Genomic DNA, 18,455 nt, shown 5'->3' with positions numbered 1-18,455 from the left:
TGCCCCAGGAGGGCAGCCTCTTACTTTATGCCGTACTCTTCATTGCATTTTGCTTGACGCCCCGCTGAAAGAAAAACTTCATCATTGGAGGGGTTACAATTGTAGTCACAAGAACAACGATAACTAGGATGGAAAACAGCTGTTGGTTGATTAATTTAGCCTCAATACCGATTGTGGCAAGAATCAAAGCAACTTCACCACGAGAAACCATGGCTGCACCAATTCCAAGTGAACTGTTCCATGAGAAACGGGCCATTTTAGCACCCGCGGCTGCACCAATAAGTTTTGTTAAAATGGCAATTATGCTAAGGACAATAATTAGCCCAATATTTTGCGCAAGGCCTTCGAAGCTAGCCTTTACACCTATCGATGTAAAGAACACTGGAACAAAAAAAGAATAGCCGATCGTTTCCACTTTCTCAAAGACTTCCTTTTTGAAGTCTGTTAAACTGATCGCCACACCCGCAATATACGCTCCAATAATGGCGGCCACACCAGTTACCTCAGCTAAATAGGCATAAAGAAAACAAATGATTAATGCCGCTGAAATGACTGACTCGGTAACCTTTAATGGGGCAAACTTTTTTAAAATCCACGGAACAAGCTTCCAAGCCGCTAAAATGGCGCCACCGAAAAAGAGCACCTTTTTAATAATGACCATGCTTAAATTCACATCGCCGCCAGCCATGCTCATTAAAAACGCCAGGGCAATAATAACCACGACATCATCGATGACGGCTGCCCCAAGAATTGCTGCTCCCTCTTTTGACTGCATTTTATTTAACTCTTTAAGCGCTTGTACAGAAATACTGACACTTGTAGCGGAAAGAAGCAGCCCTAAAAATAAGGCTTCAATCGTGGTCATATTCATGAGAATTCCGGCCAAAAAACCGACCGCCAAAGGAACAATTATTCCGCTTAACCCCACAAATGTGGCAGCTTTTCCTGAACGCTTAAATTCATCCAAATCAGTTTCCATGCCGGCAATGAACATTAACAAAATGACTCCTATTTGGCTGAGCTGTTCCAATGTCGTTGTTTCTTCGACTAGTCCCAAAACAGCCGGCCCTAGAATAATACCGATAACCAGTTTTCCCAACACAGAAGGCTGTCCCAGTCTGGCACTGATATCCCCCGCTATTTTGGAGGCAATTAAAATAACCGCCAATTGAAATAATAACTCCATCAAAATCACCTTTCCTTCTAAAAAATAAAAAAAGAGTCTGAATTTTACAAACAGACTCTTTACAAATGGAGACAAAAAAAGCCTGTCAACAAAGGGCATACGCATCCCTAAGTGACAGACTCCTCCTAATTGACAAATATTAAGTTAACACTATAGTAACAGAATTTATGGTATTTTTCAAGTAAAATAGACAAAATTTCAGATGGTTAATCCCATCTCTTAATTCGATCAATTGTCTTTTCCTTTATAACAGTAATAAAGGTCGTTTCCCCTTTCAGGAGTTTTTGTTTATGCCATTCGTTAAAGCTGGCTACCATAATCAGAATAAGTCCAGCGATTAACAAATAAGCCCACCATGGCATATTCCCCCAATAAGGTTTTGTTTGCAAAAATACATTCAGAAGTAAAACACCTGCACCTGTAAAAAAGTACGCTTTTATTTGCAAATACATTCCCGCAAGCATGGACAGTAAGGAAAGTGAACCAAGAATGATAGCATCATAAATAGTATTGCTTGCCAGCCCATCCTGTATTAATAATAGTGAAACAATGATAAGGACGGCCCATTCAATCGATTTAGTTATTTGTGAGTACCTTCCTTTTAATAGACGGCGAATGAATATCACCAAGACAATGATAGGCAGCACCTGGACTTCCCTCTCCCATAAAAGAGGAATATCGAGGAGCCCAATAATGGCATAGTATGGCTGCAATAAATAAGCGAGGCCGATTATCCCGATTAAAACTGAGAAATTTGCTGGTACTCTTTTTCTTTGCAAGAAAAAGTTACCGGCAATCAATATGCCTGGGAGAGCGTGACTCCATAGTGATTCATCCATAAAGAAGTACATCAGCCAAAAATACAAAAAGGAAATAATGGTATACCCGTCTATTCTGATAGTAATAAGATTTGTTCCCTTGATGATCAGCTGTTCGTATACCTTATGGCCGATTGCCGACATCAAGATCCCCAACCCGCCTGATAGGAGCAAATTTTGTACAGGGGTTAGGTCACCTAAATAAGAAAATTGTGCCGTTGCCGCAAACAAGAAAAACAACGGAATGATACCAAGTACATCCCATTTTGTTTTATGCAAATAAAGTAATGTGACCAAAGTGTAAGCAACTATCACGATATAAGGCTGCCAGTTAAACGGATACGTCCAAAGGAGACAGCCAATTCCGAAAAAAGCGAATGGAATCAAGTAGTAGGCCGTTCTCTTTTTATATTCATCCTTCACCAGCATGGAGAATAATAGAATGAAAGCCGCTGTAATTGGGAATTCATACAATCCCACAACAGAATCCAGCCATTTATCCATACCAGTTGAAATTAGTAAAAATAACGAAGTAAAAGCACCGTAAAGGAATATTTTGATATTCCATTCTATTTTGGCCAAATTTGCACTCAGACCGTATACAATCAATGATATGGCAAAGCTATAAAGCGCCTCCGTGTGATAAAGAACCAACGTAGCCGCCAGCGCAATTGGATACAAGATATGCCCCGTCCAAACAAAGGCAGCTGACAAGACGGAATCTATTTTTCTGGTTAAGTAAGCGATCCCCAGCAAGAAAACTGCACTTGTTGTAGCCATTAAGGAACTCGTGAGTTGGCCAAATTCAACCTTCAGAGAAACGGAATGAATGACCGAAAAATAAACTAGCATTGTGTTGATGCTTACAAGAAACGGTGCCCACTCCGTTCCAATCTTTTTATATAGGTAAAAGTAAAGCGCAACGCCTATTGCAATAATTATTGGCTGTACCCATAACTGGTTAACTGGCCCAAATAAAGCATGGGCAATGGCAATCGCATAAAGGCTGGCCGATGAATAAAGGGAAGTTTTGCTTAACTTTTTCTCACTCCACTTTTTCCAAAGTACTGCTGATAGTACCACCAGAATGGCCCCTGCCGCAAAATTGACTGCATTTCCAAACTCAACGGAATAGTATTCATTTCGTATATTTAATTCCTGTCCAAAGCTAACCACTGAAAAACCAAGTGAAACTGGCAGAGTCCAATGAGCCATTTCCTTAAAATTAACGCCTGCTTCCTTCTTCAAAATCAAATAAGTGACCATAACCGTTAGAAGCAGCATAACTCCAAGCTCCCACCATTGGTTAAACAGGATAGCACTCATAATAGCTGCTGCCATTACTGCTAAGCCAACATCCTTGGAACTTGTATGAATAATAGATAGCCATTTAACTCTTACTACTCCTATTAAAGTGAACAAGAGGAATCCACTGCAAAATATCGAGAGTGAAATATCAATACCTTCTATTTTCCATAAGACTAAAGGGATTGCCTCATAAAGTCCTGATGCCATGAAAGCAGAACTTAAATATGGAAACAGTTTTTTTCCACTGCTATAAGCTAAATAGATAAAGTTTGCTGCTATGATAAAATAGGCAAGCATGAGTACTAGGGAGGGGCTTCCGGAGCGGAGTAAAATGCCCTCCAAGCTAATATAAATAAAAGCTAAACCAGAGATAATGGCACTTGTATATTGAAATACCCGATCAAGTGAAAACTTATTATCTAGCGCTTTCGGAATAAACACAAAGGCAAAACCGATTAAGGCATAGACAATCTCTCCAAAGTAATCCAGGAAGCTGTTTTCAATCAACTGATAAGCTCCATAAACAATCATCACACTAAATATGAAGTGATATTCCTTTCTTCCACTTACATACATCATCGATAAATAAACCACAGCGGTCAAAAGAAGGTTAAAACTATAAAGAACTTCATTGTCATATAAAAACAGCATGAATAAGGTGCAAAGGACGAGATTGACCTGTATATAGGGCACAAATTCTATGGTAAACAATTTATAAGTTTCTTTGCCCTTAAGCTGGTGATAAATAAAAATAAGAACCACATTAAACAGCATCATCCCAAAATAAAAGAAGTCGACATTTAGTTTTAGGCCAGCCAGCAAAAAAGCAGCACCCGCAGAAACCGATACATAGGAAAACCAGACGAACAGCCTAGATTCCAAGTTTTTGGCAAAATGGAGATAAACAATGACCGGAACAATATTCCCCAGCATACCAAGCAAATATCTGCCTTCCCCATTGATGGATAAATACCCGCCTAATAGTCCAAACCAGCCTAACGATAAGATAAAAATAGGCAGAAATAAACTCCCAAGAACAATAAAGGCAAACGCTGTTTTTTCAATTTTCAGTACTTTCTTCGCAAGCATGGCGATTCCAAAAAACATTAATGCAACCACTGCAATGGAACCGCTTTTCATCACACTTGTCATGGATTCCCAATTGCTTGTGGCCACGAATAATCCGCCAATCAACAAAAAGATAACTCCAATGTTTAATGACCAAGTGATATTCCTTTCACGAATCTCTTCCGCTGTTAGTACCTTTTTAGTCTTTTGGGGTTTTGGTGCAATTTTTTTGACAGGCTCCGTGTTTTTCGTTTGAATAGGTATTCTCTCATGTTTTAATAAATCCAAATGGTATTGATGGTGTGCTTTTGCAACCGTTTCGACGATTGCCTCAGAAAGGTATCCTTCTTCTTTAAGGGTGAAAAGCTCCTGGCGAAAAATTTTTCGCCTCTCTTCTCTTTTGCTAGGTTCCATTTCATCACCTTCTCCACAATGAACATTTTCCCATTAAATACAATTATATCCCTTTAGTGAAATTTTACACTATTATTAGGATTTTTCAACATTTTTATTTCAAATAAAAAAAAGAGGGAAGATCCGGCATCTTCCCTCTGTCAGGCTGTCGAAAACTTCAACAGGTCTGTTGATTGGCACTCCCGGCACTTCGCTTTCCGCGGGCGTGCAGGGGAGTCTCCTCGGAGCTATCGCTCCTGCGGGGTCTCCCCTGCCCCGTACTCCCGCAGGAGTCTTCGTGCCTTCCGCGCCAATCAACAGGTGTATTCAAAGAAATCTAAATATTACAATAAATAATAAAAAAAGTGATGAAATCAATTTTTAAGCTAAAGAGTAAAACCAAGGTGAATATGAATTAATGTAAGAGCGCATGCTCTCCATATTGCAGATTTTCAAAATACGAAAAAAAGATTGCAATACACTTATCTAGGTTGGAAAATGTGTGTTGCAATACTTTAGTTTGAATTGCCTCCCTGTTGATTGGAGCGGAGGGCACTCGACTCCTGCGGGATATAGAGGTCACTGGAGACCCCACAGGCGCCTTGGCGCCGAGGAGGCTTCAGGACCTCCCCGCGGAAAGCGAGTGCCCGGAGCGGAAATCAACAGGCCTGGTAGAGGGAAACAATCAATAAAAATTATATATATTAGGTAAAACAAAAAATTGTCGAGAAACACGACAATCTAAAAGAGGGAAGATTTTCATCTTCCCTCTTTGTTAGTTGCTTTCAGTTGTTTTGGACGTCTTGCCTGTCTTAGGTCCCAAGTATTCATAGTCGTTAGGATTGATTGACGTATATCCTTCCGGCTGATAAAAACGAAGCAGGTCTTTGTAGACAACCTCATCAGACATTTGCAGTTCTGAGCTTACCTTGTCTGCAATATCCTTGCAGGCCTCTGAATTCTCTAAAAGCTCACCTGTTTCAGTTGAATAGCATTTGTCTTTTACTTGAATAACATCTGAGGATACAAAATCCCCATTCCTGAATAAAGCCCAATTACGATGATTTGGCGACAGTAAATCTGAGCCAAACTCCAGGTAGTCCTTCGTATCAATACCAAGTAAGTGAAGAACGGTCGGACGAACATCTACTTCGCCGCCAAATTGCTTTTGAATCCCGCCTTGTACTCCTGGTACATGAATAAATAAAGGTACCCGCTGTAATTTAGCATTAATAGCAGGAGTAATTTCATCCACTCCTAGCACTTGTGCCATGGCATCGTTGTGGTTTTCGGAAATGCCATAATGGTCACCGTACATAACAACCATTGTATTATCATATAAACCTGAAGCCTTTAAATCATTAAAGAACTGTTCCAATGCCTGGTCCATATAATGTGCGGATTGGAAATATTGATTAACCACAGTATCCTCGGTATTTCCAGCAGGGAAATCTGTGTCCTCTGGATCCATTTCAAAAGGAAAGTGATTAGATAAGGTAATAAATTTTGTATAGAATGGCTGCTTTAAGCTCTTGAGCATTGGCATGGACTCAGCAAAGAACGGTTTATCCTTTAAGCCATAGTTCTTCGTGTTTTCATCAGTCATGTTGTAATATTCCGCATCAAAAAACTGATCATACCCTAAGGCCTTATACATCACATTCCGATTCCAGAATGTTTTATAGTTGCCATGGAAGACGGCGGAATTATAGCCGTTCCCTTTTAAAATGGCTGGCATAGCCTGATAAGTGTTTTGGGCTTTGTTGACAAACACAGCACCTTGAGCCATCGGGTATAATGAGTTTTCCATTAAAAACTCGGCATCCGAGGTTTTTCCCTGCCCAGTTTGATGGAAAAAGTTTTCAAAATAAAATGTATTCTGATCATGTGTCAATGAATTTAGAAACGGTGTGACTTCCTGGCCATCCGGCATCTTGTAATCAATCATAAAGGTTTGAAATGATTCCATTGAAATAGTAATCACATTCATTCCTTTGGCCTTGCCAAAGAAATCAGGATTAGGTGCTGCATGATTCGCTTTAACATAGTTTTCTACCGCAGTAACATCAGTTGAATTTGCCAGTGCTCTTTGGCTCGATGATTTAATATTTTGAATGACATCATAAATCGTGAAGTTATATGCACCAAGATATTTCACTAAATAATTTCGGTCAAAAGATCGGGTCAATAGCTGTGGACGATCCTTTTCCGCAAGTCCCAAGTTAAACAAAAATGTCGTAATCGAAAACAAAAGAACGATTTTAAATGACTTCCTGTTTGTAACCGTCACTTGTTTGAACACGGTTAAAGCAAGGGCAATTAAAATAAAGAAGTCTGTAAAATAAAAAACATCAAGCGGGGACATGAGTGATAGAGCGCTGTCGCCCAATTGTCCGGCATTTGTCTTTGTCTGCATTAAAACAGGTACGGTTATAAAATCATTAAAAAAGCGATAATAAGCAATGTTTGCATAAAGTAAAAAGGACAATATAAAATTTGTGATAATCATAACAAGCTTAGTACGCTTTTTAAAGAGCAAGGCAATACCAAAAAAGAATAACGCCGAACTCAATGGATTGATAAATAATAAAAATTCTTGTAGGCTGTTATCAATTCCTAAATTAAATTCAATTTGATATGCCGCATAGGTTTTTAGCCAAAATAAAACAACGGCAATGACGTAAAATGTAATATGACTTTTGTTTACTTTTTTTAAAAGTCTTTCCTTAATCATTTTTAAAACTTCTCCTCTCACTTACCAAATTTAACTTCGGTAAACGAACCTCAATTACTATATCATATTTTCTATAAAAAGAAAAACATTAACGGGATGCTGAATGTCCCTTTATTCTTATGCCATTAGAGAGTTGGACATGACTATTTTCAAACTCAATAATATAAGACGAATGAAATTAAATTTAGTTTCAGCATTTTCTTATTAATTTATTTTTTGTGACTGCCTTATTTTTTTTCCGGTTTTCCTGTAGATTTGTGTTTCTACCTAGCATATACATTCGGTTCTTCATGTGCAATCGGATATTAGTCTTATCTTTTATAGGAGTTTTTTCTATATATAATAGAAGAAAGCGGTTACATTTACATCATTGCATAAATTCACTTCTTTCATCACAGACTAAAATGATTATTAATAGAGGAGTGAACGTAATGAATGTCAATAGGGTAAAACAAATCCTATCTTCATCAGCTGATATTGTGGTTAAATACAATGGTGCATCTGTATGGATTGACCAGTTAAATGAGGATGGGGAAACCGCGACTGTCCATTTGCGCGGGCCGCTTGAAGAAAGATCGACGGTGGAAATCAGCGAGCTTATCGAAGAGTAAAATTTTCTTACTTTATAAATAAAGGAATGAATATAAATGCCTCGAGGGAAAGAATTGGAACAGCTGCCTATGTCTAATATTGCGCCGGGTGCGGGAAAAGACTTAGGTAAATATGATAGGGAAGTGCTAGGAACAATTACTCAACAAGCACAGCCGCAGCCGGCTGATCTCGAAAAGGAAAATGAGGACATGGTGTGAGGCAGGAACCCTAGTTCCTGCCTTACACTTTTTTTGATTGTACTTTAATTGGTCGGTTGGTTACTGCAGGTTAGTTATTGGTAATACTATGCTTTGCCAGCAGCTGGATAGTCATGTCATCCATTGGCGGATTATGGAGCCCTGCCCTCACGTCACGGTAATAACGCTGCAGGGGGTTTTGGGATGAAAGACTTTTTGCCCCTACTATTCTCATTGCAAGGTCCACGATGGAAATAGCGGAATTTGTCACCGTTAATTTGGCGGCCCCCAATACAGGAGCGAGCTTTTCTCTTTCTTCCTCAGTTGATTCATCCCATTGTTTGGCGGCACCATACAAGAAAAATTCGGCCTGCATGATTTTCAATTCTATTTCCCCAATTTTTTGCTGAACATTTGGCAAATCAATGATTGTACCTTGGATGCTATTTGGCGAATATTCCTCGGCAAAATTTATGGCATATCTTTTTGCCGCTTTTGCAATTCCTAAATAGCAGGCAGGAATATGAAGCAGCCAACCCATCGCCCTCTTTTTACCCGGTTTAATTGGCTCGACTATATACTCGCCAGGTATAATGACATCCTCCAATACCAAATCATGGCTTCCCGTACCCCTCATGGCTATTACGTCCCAGGTTTCTTCGATTTTTAGTCCTTCAGCAGATCGAGGAATAAGAAAATTTGCAATTTCCTCAGTACCCTTTAGACTTGCACTGACGATAAAATAATCAAGAACCGGAGACATGGTAGTAAAGGTTTTCCTGCCATTGAGAAGCCACCTGCCGCTCTTTTGTTCAGCCGTTGTTTCCGGCCTGCCGCCGCGCGTCGGGCTGCCTGTTTTTGGTTCAGTGGCTGCACTGTTAATTAACGATCCTGCCATTACCTGTTCACATAAAAATTTGAAAATAGGTTCTTTCCATGAATTTTTTTCGCTCAAATTATAAATAATGCCCATATGCCAGCCAATCGCTAGGGCAGTTGAACCATCCCCTTCAGCAATCAGTTCTTGAAGTTTAATCATTTCGGAAAGAGAGATTCCCTTGCCGCCGTACTTTTTAGGTACTGTTAATGTGGTATAGCCCGTGTCTTTCAGGTCCTGAATATTATCAAACGGAAACCCACCCTCCACATCTACCTTATGGGCTCTCGATTGGAAACGATTTGCTAATGTTTTCATTAATTCCAGCCGTTCTTTGGTGGTTTCTAATTCAGTAAATTTCATCTCGACCTCTCCTCTCAACATAATTATATTTTCGCAAATAAAATCCCCCCATTCAAATGGAGGGACTTAGGTTATTCGAGATTTGCAAATCGCTCAAGGTCTCGGTTTTCTCCGATGACGACTAGAACATCACCATGGTCGATGATTTTATCAGGTGAAGGGGAAATAAAAATATCGTCATGGTGGCGAATTGCGATGACACTAAGATTGTACTTGGCGCGCAAATCGAGTTCTCTTAAGGTTTTATCCGTCATTTTTTCAGGTATTTTTACTTCTTCAACACTATAATCCTTGGACAATTCAATAAAGTTCAGCACCTTTGGGGATATCAGTTGATGGGCCACTCTTATTCCCATATCCCGCTCCGGAAAGACAACCCAATCGGCCCCTACCTTTTTTAAAACTTCCCCATGGAGTTTATTTAAGGCTTTGGCAATGACTTTATTTACTCCTAATTCCTTTAAAAGCAAGACACTTAAGATGCTGGCCTGAATATCATTGCCGATTGCGACTATAACGGTATCAAAATTGCGAATTCCAATTGATTTTAACGCCTCCGGATCGGTCGAATCAGCGATAACGGAATGGGTTACATAGTTCTGTGCCTCATCTGCCCTTTCCTCGTTTACATCAACACCGAGCACATCCCTTCCAGATTCATATAACTTTTTGGCGATGCTTAGTCCAAATCTGCCTAATCCAATAACTGCAAATTGATCTGCCATTTTTCGAAGTATCCTCCTCGCTGTCAGTTTAGCCAATCATGATTTTGCCTTTAGGATATCGGAAAGCATCCGGGTTTCTGCGTATAGTGACTGCATAAGCGATTGTTAACGGCCCAACCCGGCCAGCAAACATCGTAAATATAATGATTCCTTTGCCAATAGAAGATAGTTCCGGTGTCAGTCCCATTGAGAGGCCGACTGTTGCAAAAGCGGAAGTCGCTTCAAACATTATCATTAAAAAGTCCTTCCCAGTTTCGGTTATAGTGAGGACAAGTGTAACCACCATGACGAGAAACAGTCCACTAAGTGTTACCGTAAGGGCCTTATAAATCGTTTCATAACCAATCCGCTGCCGGTAGAAAATCACATCCTCTTTCCCGCGGATTTGTGACCAAACCGCTCCCATCAAAGTGGTAAAAGTGGTTGTTTTAATCCCACCACCAGTAGAACCTGGGGATGCACCAATAAACATAAGCACAATTATCAAAAATAACGATGCATGTCTTAGGTCGCCGATGCTTAAGGTATTGGCCCCGGCCGTTCTTGCTGTTACCGATTGAAACAGGGAACCAAGGATTTTTCCAGACAGTGTCAATGGCTTAATCGTTTTATCATTTGTAAGTTCAAGGAAGAAAATTCCGACTGTTCCAAGTGCGACAAAAAAAATCGTGGTAACAAGAACAATTTTTGTATGCAGGGACAACTTCTTAGAGAATCGATATTCGTAAAGCTCATTCATAACGATGAAGCCAATTCCGCCTAATACTATTAATGCACAAACTGTTAATGTGACAATTGGGTCGTCTACATAACTTGTTAAGCTATGAAATTCACCCATCAAATCAAAACCGGCATTATTAAAATTTGAAATAGAATGAAATACTCCATAGTAAATGGCTTTTCCAATGGGAAAATCAAATGAAAAACGAATGGTTAATAGTACCGCACCGGTTAATTCAATGACGAATGTAAAAATTAAAATCCGTTTTGCGAGGCGGACAATCCCCTCCATGGAAATATTATTTAAGGATTCCTGAAGGAGGATTCGCTCTTTTAATGATATTCTTTTACCGAGGAGGAGGGCAAACAGGGTTGCGAATGTCATAAAGCCAAGGCCGCCTACTTGAATTAAAGATAAAATAACCAATTGGCCGAACAAAGTAAACGTGGTTCCCGTATCTACCACCACCAGGCCTGTCACGCATGTGGCTGAAGTTGCCGTAAACAAGGCATTTAAAAAATGCAGACCTTTTCCGTCCACTGTAGAAACCGGGAGGGTCAACAGGATTGCGCCAATTAAAATAATGAGAGCAAATCCAAGCACAAGTATTTGTGGCGGGTCAAGATAAAATCTTTTTTTTCGCTTCATACATTCCTTCCTCACCTTTTAACTTTAAAATGCCTAAAAAGTCGAAACTCTTGTCATATATTTTCCATTCCGTCCATGAAATATGAATTCTATTGACATCCTATCCTTCCTCTCACCCTATAACACTTGGCTGTTACTGCTGAATTTTGAACTTTATTAAACAATTTTCCTACTTTTATGTGTCATTCCTCACAGAATGTGACAGTTTTATGTATTATAATGCTTCGGAGGAAATAATTCGTTGGTGGTGCATGAAATAAATTAGGAAGATTTATTTTTAATTTATTGTAAGGCAGAGGAGGAATATGAATGAATCAAGGAACAAAGCAGCTATTTTTGCAAACAGGAAGCCTAATCGGTGGGTTTATGGTATGGGTGCTCATTTCTTCATTAATGCCTTTTATTAAGGTAGATATTACACTTTCTTCAACGCAAATTGCCTGGGCCACAGCGGTTCCTGTTATACTTGGGTCACTCCTTAGAGTTCCAATCGGCTATTGGACTAATCGCTTTGGAGCAAGAAAATTATTTTCAATCAGTTTTGTACTTCTCATGGTACCGATTGCCATCATCAGTTATGCCAACTCAATGTTTATGTTAATTGCAGGCGGATTTTTGCTTGGGATTGGCGGGGCGATATTTTCCGTAGGGGTAACTTCTCTCCCAAAATATTATGCCAAAACAAAGCATGGTTTTATTAATGGTATATACGGTGCAGGTAATATCGGCACAGCTGTTACATCCTTCCTCGCACCAGCACTGGCCACTGAGTTTGGCTGGAGAACAACGATACAAATATATCTGATCATTGTGATCATTTTTGCCTTATTAAATTTTCTTTTTGGTGACCGTGAGGAACAAAAGGTTAACCTTCCATTATCTGAACAAATTAATAAAGTTTATCGAAATCCGAAGCTTTGGTTTTTAAGCTTGTTTTATTTTATAACCTTTGGGGCTTTTGTAGCCTTTACGATTTATCTGCCGTCCTTTTTAGTGAATCACTTTGAGCTATCGAAGGTGGACGCAGGTCTGCGTACTGCAGGATTTATTGCTTTGGCTACTCTATTCCGTCCGGTCGGCGGATGGTTAGGGGATAAAGTAAATCCTTTTATGATTCTCGCAACAGTTTTCTTCAGCCTTACATTTGCCGGCTTTTTACTGTCTTTTACACCCTCCCTGCCCATTTATTCTTTTGGCTGTTTATTGGTTGCTTTCTTTGCTGGAATCGGAAATGGGGCTATTTTCAAACTGGTTCCTCTCTATTTTTCAAAGCAGGCAGGAATCGTTAATGGCATTGTTTCAGCGATGGGAGGACTTGGAGGCTTTTTCCCTCCAATTATTCTAACCATTCTCTTTAATCTTACAGGTCATTATGCCATTGGATTCATGGCCCTTTCTGAATTTTCATTGGCCAGTTTGGTCATCGTCGTATGGCTTTACTACCATGAAAAACTTGAGATTTCCGCACAAATTGTGAACCATGCCGTCGATGGAATTTGTGTCACTGATCCAAATGGAATCATTCAAAGAGTGAATCCGGCTTTCACGAAAATTACCGGCTTCAAACAGGAGGAAGTAGTTGGAAAGACCCCAAGCGTCTTGCAATCCGGGGAGCATAACAACGAATTTTATAAACTAATGTGGGCGAGCCTTTCATCGACAGGATACTGGGAAGGGTACGTTTGGAATAAGCGTAAAAATAATGAGATTTATAAGGAATGGCTGACTATAACAGCGATTAAAGATGATTTAGGTGAAACCAAAAATTACCTAGGGATGTTTAAAGAGGAAAGTGCGTAAAGTTAAAAAGCTACAGGGATCTTCGTTAAGAAGGTCTCTTTTTTTTGCTAACAGGATCAATTTATTACAACTTTTTGTCAACTAATGTGTGTTCACAGTTCCTTCACTACTTTTGTGACGTTCGTCACAAAATTCATGCTATCCTATGGTTTATATTAACAACGTAAACAACAAAACTAACAAACTAAAAATAGAAATCCAAATTGGAGGAAATCAAAATGGCTCAAATAACGTATTGGAACCCTGAAGACGAAAAGTTCTGGAAAGCGGAAGGGAAAAAACACGCAAAAAGAAATCTATGGATCTCCGTCCCATCATTAATGCTTGCCTTCATCGTTTGGCAAATCTGGTCAGTGGTTGCCATTCGCTTAAATGATATTGGATTTAACTTTACGGAGGAACAGCTCTTTACTTTAGCCGCCATCCCGGGTCTTGTCGGAGCAACACTTCGCTTTGTTTATACATTTGCAGTCGGAACGATAGGGGGCAAAAACTGGACCGTCATTTCAACTGCGATATTAGCGATACCAGCTATTGGAATCGGCTTTGCAGTACAAAACCCGGATACACCATACTCTATCATGCTGATTCTTGCTGCACTGTGCGGATTAGGCGGCGGTAACTTCTCATCTTCAAGTGCGAATATCAGCTTTTTCTTTCCAAAGAGTGAAAAAGGAACTGCCCTGGGAATTAACGGTGGTTTAGGAAACATGGGAGTTTCAGTTGTTCAATTTATCACACCATTAGTCATTACTTCTGGAACATTTGCCTTAATTGGTGATAAACAAGTTTTATCTAACGGTCAAGAAGTTTGGTTACAAAATGCAGCTTTTATATGGGTCATTCCAATTGTGCTCGTTACATTACTTGCAGCATTTAAAATGGATAACGTACCAGGTGCAAAGCAATCAGTTGCAGACCAATTTGTTATTGTAAAACGTAAACATACCTGGATTATGACCATTCTTTACATCGGTACATTTGGCTCTTTTATTGGGTATTCAGCAGCATTCCCGCTTTTATTAAAGTCTCAGTTCCCAGAATACATTTCACTTGCCTTCCTTGGCGCGCTAGTGGCAGCTGCGGCTAGACCTGTAGGCGGTTGGATTGCAGATAAGCTGGGTGGAGCAATGGTTACAGCCTATGTATTTGTTGTTATGACAATTGGTGCCATTGGAGTAATCTATTTCCTTAATGCTAAACAATTTGCAGGATTTTTAATTTCTTTCTTAATTTTGTTCCTTGCATCAGGGATTGGTTCTGGCTCTACCTTCCAAATGATTCCAAATATTTTCATACCAAAGGAAGCTGCACCAGTTATAGGCTTTTCAGCAGCATTTGCCGCTTACGGATCATTCTTAATTCCAAAACTGTTCGGCTGGTCTGTTAAAGCCACTGGAACACCAGTAACAGCGTTTTATTTCTTTATTGGATTTTATGCTATTTCATTCGTTTTAAACTGGTACTTCTATCAAAGAAAAGCTACTGTTGCAAAAACCCAAGAACTAGCAAAACAAGCCGGATAATCATCCGGCTTCTCAGGCTGTCGAGAAACTTTCGACTGCCTTTTATTTTACTCATTTTATTTAACGATTCACTGCATTATTTGTTGTAATATTATTAATATAAGGCTTTTTAACAAGTCTGTTGATTGGCGCTCCTGGACCTCCCCGAGGAAAGCGAGTGCCCGGAGCGGAAATCAACAGGCCCATTAGCAGAGACAATAAATTTACTAAAAAAAAATTGCCGAGAAGAATACCCTTTCTCGGCAATTTGAAGGCCGGATAATAATCCGGCTTGTTTTAGTTTAATATTTTGACTGTAATTGTTTTACGTCCCCATTTAAGTGCATCTTGTTCTGAAGGGATAAACACATCAATTTCATGTCCATTAATTCCCCCGCCAATATCACCTGCAATTGCTTCACCGTATCCCTCAACATATACCTTGCTTCCAAGTGGTATGACTGCTGGATCTACTGCGATCACTTTTGCATTTGGGTTAGCCTTTATATCTATACCCGTTTTGGTAATGCCGGAGCAGCCTTCACATGAAGCTGTATAAGCAGTAGCATCTACAGTGATCTCCTTTAGTTGATTTTGATTTTCAACCGGCTTTGCATCGATGGTATTGTTGTTATTATTATCATTTGTAGTAGCTTCGATAGTATTATTATTTTGATTGTTATTGTCAGGAGTTTCAGCAGACGGCTTATTTAGGGCAACAGGCTGTTCCTGTGGTTTGCTGTTATCCTGCTCGCTAACGGCTATTTCTGTCTTGTCTTGAATTGGTGCAGCAGTTTCTGGTTTCTGCTCATTTTTCTCCACAACTTTAGGAGCAACAATCTGTGTTTCCGGACTAATGATGGTTTCATTTGCTTTAACGACTGATTCCTGAATGTGATTAGCACTGTCCCAGAAAGTATCTTTTTTGTTAATAATCAGCTGTTTTTCACTTTGTAACATTGGAATATCATTTAGAGTTGATATTTTCATCCAATCATCAAAAGTTTGCACATTTGTAATATTCATTACCGGCTGTTCATTTAAAGAGTCCACTTGAGGCACTGCTAGCGCTGCAGCATGTGCGTGCACCCCAAAACCCGCTGATAATCCAATAGCTGCAATGAATGTTTTTATTTTAAAAATCATTTAACTACCTCCTATGTTCCCATCGAAGCATGTCTAAGGTAATCTTAACATGGTTTTTCAACAGAAAAAGAACAGGGAGATGTTAATTCATTGACAAGAATGGCAATTATATTACAATAGCATTTCTGATACATTAAAAAATTCCAACCCGTCCACGATTTGGAGAAACAGGAATTAAAAAGAATAGTGGATTGCCCATTTCCACTATTCCTTATTGTATATTAGTTTATTCGTTCAATTGCTACTGCACATGCTTTATATTCAGCCGTCCCTGAAATTGGGTCATATTCATTTAAAGTCAATACATTGGTCGGTGTTTCGCTCCAGTGAAAGCTCATAAAGACAAGACCAGGAACAACCTGTTCCGTGATTTTTACTTTTACCTGCAGCTCTCCTCTACGAGAGCGGACTTGGACTATTTCCCCATCCACTATTCCAAGTGCTTTGGCATCTTCGGGATGGATGTCAACAGTCTCCTCTGTTTGTCTAATCTTCACACCCGCAGCATAATGCCGAGTCTGTGTATGCGTGTTGTACGACTCATAACGTCTGCCTGTGGTCAACGTAAAAGGATACTCTTCATCCGGTGGCTCCATAGGCGGTGTATAATCAACAGGCACAAAAGGAGCTTTTTTAGAAGCCGCTTCGTTTTGATGGAACCTTTCATGCATAATAAATGTGCCTGGGTGGTTTTCATCTGGACAAGGGTAATGAATGCTGTATTCCTTCTCCAGCCGCTCATACGAAATGCCCCCGTACATTTCCCATGCGATTTTTCTAACTTCATCCCAAATTTCTTCGCTGTTGTTATAATGCATTGGATAACCCATCAATGTCGCCAGCTCGCAAAGAATGACCCAATCTTCCTTTGTATTCGGACCTGGCTCGACAGCCTTACGTACTCGTTGGATCCGCCGGTCCGTGTTTGTGTAAGTCCCTTCTACTTCACCCCAGGAACGGGCAGGAAGCACAACATCAGCCATTTTCGCGGTTTCAGTCAGAAAAATGTCCTGAACGATTAATAAATCCAGCTTTTTGAACAATGTTTTTGTATGGTTCATATCAACATCGGCGAGAAGTGGATTTTCCCCAATCACATAAAGTCCTTTTAGCTCTCCCATCTCAAGCCGATCAAAGGTCCTGGTTTGGGTATCGCCCGCCTGGGGATTTAGGGTAATATTCCATTCCTTTTCATAACGTGCTCTGTATTCATCATTAGTTAAGCTCATTGCTCCTGCCAATTGATTTGGAAGACAGCCCATATCACCGGCACCTTGAACATTATTTTGTCCCCTTAGCGGCATAATTCCGGAGCCCGGCTTTCCAATGTTTCCGGTTAAAAGGGCAAGATTAGCAATGTCGAAAACATTGTTCACACCACAGTGATGTTCGGTAATTCCCAATGTATAAGCAATCATCGAAGCGCTCGCATTTGCATACTCCCTGGCAGTGGCCACGATCTCTTCCGGGGCAAGACCTGTGATCTTGGCCGCATATTCCGGTGTATATAGCTCAACCTGATTTGTCAACTTATCAAAATCTATTGTAAATTGCTCAATAAATTTTTGATTATAAAGACCTTCCTTTAGAATTACCCGAATTATGGCATTTATTAGGGCAATATCAGTGCCTACATTGATTTGCAGGTGGCGGTGGGCCACTTTTGTCATTTCTATTTTTCTTGGGTCGACAACAATGATTTTGAGGCCGGCTTTTGCTGCTTTTTTCATGCGATTAGCGATAATTGGGTGTGCCTCTGTCGTGTTAGAGCCCATTAGCAGTAATACTTCCGCTTTGTCAAAATCCTCCAAAGTATTCGTTGGGAAACCGCTTCCAAAAATAGTTGCCAGACCGGCAACGCTTGGGGCATGTCACGTTCGGTTGCAGCCGTCAATATTGTTACTGCCGATGACCGTCCTCATAAATTTTTGCGTTATATAATTTGATTCGTTTGTGCTTCTCGCACAAGCGAACATGCTGATTGCATTTGACCCCCACTTGCTTTTTACGTCAAAAAGTTTGCTTGCAATAAATTGATAAGCTTCTTCCCAAGTGGTTTCCACCAGTTCCCCGGCCCTTCTTATTAAAGGTGCTGTCAGCCGTTTTTTGGCATGAACATACTCATAGGCAAATGCACCTTTGACACAGGTTTGTCCTTTGTTTACAGGTGCTTCCTTGTCACCGCGGATTTTGACGATTTTATTATCCTGAACCTCTAGGACTAATCCGCAGCCTGTACCGCAATAGCCGCAAATTGTCTTCACTAAATTTGCTTCACCCAAAATGCTCCCTCCCTGTGATAACTAAACTATCTATATAATCATATTAATCTATTTATTACATTTATGGTTTCCTTTTTCGCGAAAAATTTTGTC

The 18,455-nt window shown here is 39.9% G+C and carries 12 protein-coding genes and 1 pseudogene; 4 read left to right on the top strand and 9 right to left on the bottom strand.

All coding sequences use genetic code 11. The features are described from left to right. Positions 1-25: 25 nt before the first annotated feature. The 3 genes from KHA99_RS26995 to ltaS all read right to left on the bottom strand — a co-directional run bounded on the left by KHA99_RS26995 (position 26) and on the right by ltaS (position 7,507). Positions 26-1,186, bottom strand: coding sequence for a cation:proton antiporter (locus KHA99_RS26995; RefSeq protein WP_213120567.1), 1,161 nt, complete (start codon positions 1,184-1,186; stop codon positions 26-28). Positions 1,187-1,392: 206 nt separating this feature from the next. After that, positions 1,393-4,794 (bottom strand): hypothetical protein, encoded by a 3,402-nt coding sequence (locus KHA99_RS26990; protein WP_213120566.1) that lies wholly within the window; start codon positions 4,792-4,794, stop codon positions 1,393-1,395. Positions 4,795-5,548: 754 nt separating this feature from the next. Beyond that, positions 5,549-7,507, bottom strand: a complete 1,959-nt coding sequence (ltaS, locus tag KHA99_RS26985; RefSeq protein WP_213120565.1) for a lipoteichoic acid synthase — start codon at positions 7,505-7,507, stop codon at positions 5,549-5,551. Between the two features lie 431 nt (positions 7,508-7,938). Between ltaS and KHA99_RS26980 the strand changes: the two genes are divergently transcribed. Next, positions 7,939-8,118, top strand: coding sequence for an H-type small acid-soluble spore protein (locus KHA99_RS26980; protein WP_213120564.1), 180 nt, complete (start codon positions 7,939-7,941; stop codon positions 8,116-8,118). A 36-nt stretch (positions 8,119-8,154) separates the two neighbouring features. After that, complete coding sequence (locus KHA99_RS26975; protein WP_213120563.1) at positions 8,155-8,316, top strand: hypothetical protein; 162 nt, start codon at positions 8,155-8,157, stop codon at positions 8,314-8,316. A gap of 70 nt (positions 8,317-8,386) precedes the next feature. Here KHA99_RS26975 and KHA99_RS26970 read toward each other — a convergent pair whose 3' ends face one another. The 3 genes from KHA99_RS26970 to KHA99_RS26960 all read right to left on the bottom strand — a co-directional run bounded on the left by KHA99_RS26970 (position 8,387) and on the right by KHA99_RS26960 (position 11,629). Next, entirely contained in the window at positions 8,387-9,535 is a 1,149-nt protein-coding gene (locus tag KHA99_RS26970) for an acyl-CoA dehydrogenase family protein (RefSeq protein ID WP_213120562.1), read from the bottom strand. A gap of 71 nt (positions 9,536-9,606) precedes the next feature. After that, positions 9,607-10,260, bottom strand: coding sequence for a potassium channel family protein (locus tag KHA99_RS26965; protein WP_213120561.1), 654 nt, complete (start codon positions 10,258-10,260; stop codon positions 9,607-9,609). 28 nt (positions 10,261-10,288) lie between these two features. Further along, positions 10,289-11,629, bottom strand: coding sequence for a TrkH family potassium uptake protein (locus KHA99_RS26960; RefSeq protein WP_213120560.1), 1,341 nt, complete (start codon positions 11,627-11,629; stop codon positions 10,289-10,291). Between the two features lie 309 nt (positions 11,630-11,938). On the opposite strand from KHA99_RS26960, the gene KHA99_RS26955 reads away from it, so the two are divergent. Both KHA99_RS26955 and KHA99_RS26950 read left to right on the top strand, forming a co-directional pair. Next, on the top strand, positions 11,939-13,429 hold the full coding sequence (locus KHA99_RS26955; protein ID WP_213120559.1) for a nitrate/nitrite transporter: 1,491 nt from the start codon (positions 11,939-11,941) through the stop codon (positions 13,427-13,429). 218 nt (positions 13,430-13,647) lie between these two features. Beyond that, positions 13,648-14,955, top strand: a complete 1,308-nt coding sequence (locus KHA99_RS26950) for an MFS transporter (protein ID WP_213120558.1) — start codon at positions 13,648-13,650, stop codon at positions 14,953-14,955. Positions 14,956-15,231: 276 nt separating this feature from the next. Here KHA99_RS26950 and KHA99_RS31450 read toward each other — a convergent pair whose 3' ends face one another. The 3 genes and pseudogenes from KHA99_RS31450 to KHA99_RS31635 all read right to left on the bottom strand — a co-directional run. Next, positions 15,232-16,080: a 3D domain-containing protein gene (locus KHA99_RS31450; protein ID WP_213120557.1), complete on the bottom strand. Its 849-nt coding sequence runs from the start codon at positions 16,078-16,080 to the stop codon at positions 15,232-15,234. Positions 16,081-16,301: 221 nt separating this feature from the next. Then, complete coding sequence (gene fdhF / locus KHA99_RS31640; RefSeq protein ID WP_372447642.1) at positions 16,302-18,179, bottom strand: formate dehydrogenase subunit alpha; 1,878 nt, start codon at positions 18,177-18,179, stop codon at positions 16,302-16,304. A 24-nt stretch (positions 18,180-18,203) separates the two neighbouring features. Further along, positions 18,204-18,344: pseudogene (locus KHA99_RS31635) on the bottom strand (hypothetical protein); the annotation flags it as partial. Positions 18,345-18,455 lie beyond the last annotated feature (111 nt).

The sequence above is a fragment of the Neobacillus rhizophilus genome (genome assembly GCF_018343535.1).
Classification (GTDB): domain Bacteria; phylum Bacillota; class Bacilli; order Bacillales; family Cytobacillaceae; genus Neobacillus; species Neobacillus rhizophilus.
Note: the sequence above shows the minus strand (reverse complement) of the source record. Positions and strands in the feature narration are given on the sequence as shown.

Bases quoted from the DNA above. Each gene is read 5' to 3' on its own strand.
- KHA99_RS26990 (WP_213120566.1), bottom strand. From the start codon at position 4,794: ATGGAACCTAGCAAAAGAGAAGAGAGGCGAAAAATTTTTCGCCAGGAG.
- KHA99_RS26955 (WP_213120559.1), top strand. From the start codon at position 11,939: ATGAATCAAGGAACAAAGCAGCTATTTTTGCAAACAGGAAGCCTAATC.
- KHA99_RS26950 (WP_213120558.1), top strand. From the start codon at position 13,648: ATGGCTCAAATAACGTATTGGAACCCTGAAGACGAAAAGTTCTGGAAA.
- KHA99_RS26995 (WP_213120567.1), bottom strand. From the start codon at position 1,186: ATGGAGTTATTATTTCAATTGGCGGTTATTTTAATTGCCTCCAAAATA.
- KHA99_RS26975 (WP_213120563.1), top strand. From the start codon at position 8,155: ATGCCTCGAGGGAAAGAATTGGAACAGCTGCCTATGTCTAATATTGCG.
- KHA99_RS26970 (WP_213120562.1), bottom strand. From the start codon at position 9,535: ATGAAATTTACTGAATTAGAAACCACCAAAGAACGGCTGGAATTAATG.
- KHA99_RS26960 (WP_213120560.1), bottom strand. From the start codon at position 11,629: ATGAAGCGAAAAAAAAGATTTTATCTTGACCCGCCACAAATACTTGTG.
- ltaS (WP_213120565.1), bottom strand. From the start codon at position 7,507: ATGATTAAGGAAAGACTTTTAAAAAAAGTAAACAAAAGTCATATTACA.
- KHA99_RS26965 (WP_213120561.1), bottom strand. From the start codon at position 10,260: ATGGCAGATCAATTTGCAGTTATTGGATTAGGCAGATTTGGACTAAGC.
- KHA99_RS26980 (WP_213120564.1), top strand. From the start codon at position 7,939: ATGAATGTCAATAGGGTAAAACAAATCCTATCTTCATCAGCTGATATT.
- KHA99_RS31450 (WP_213120557.1), bottom strand. From the start codon at position 16,080: ATGATTTTTAAAATAAAAACATTCATTGCAGCTATTGGATTATCAGCG.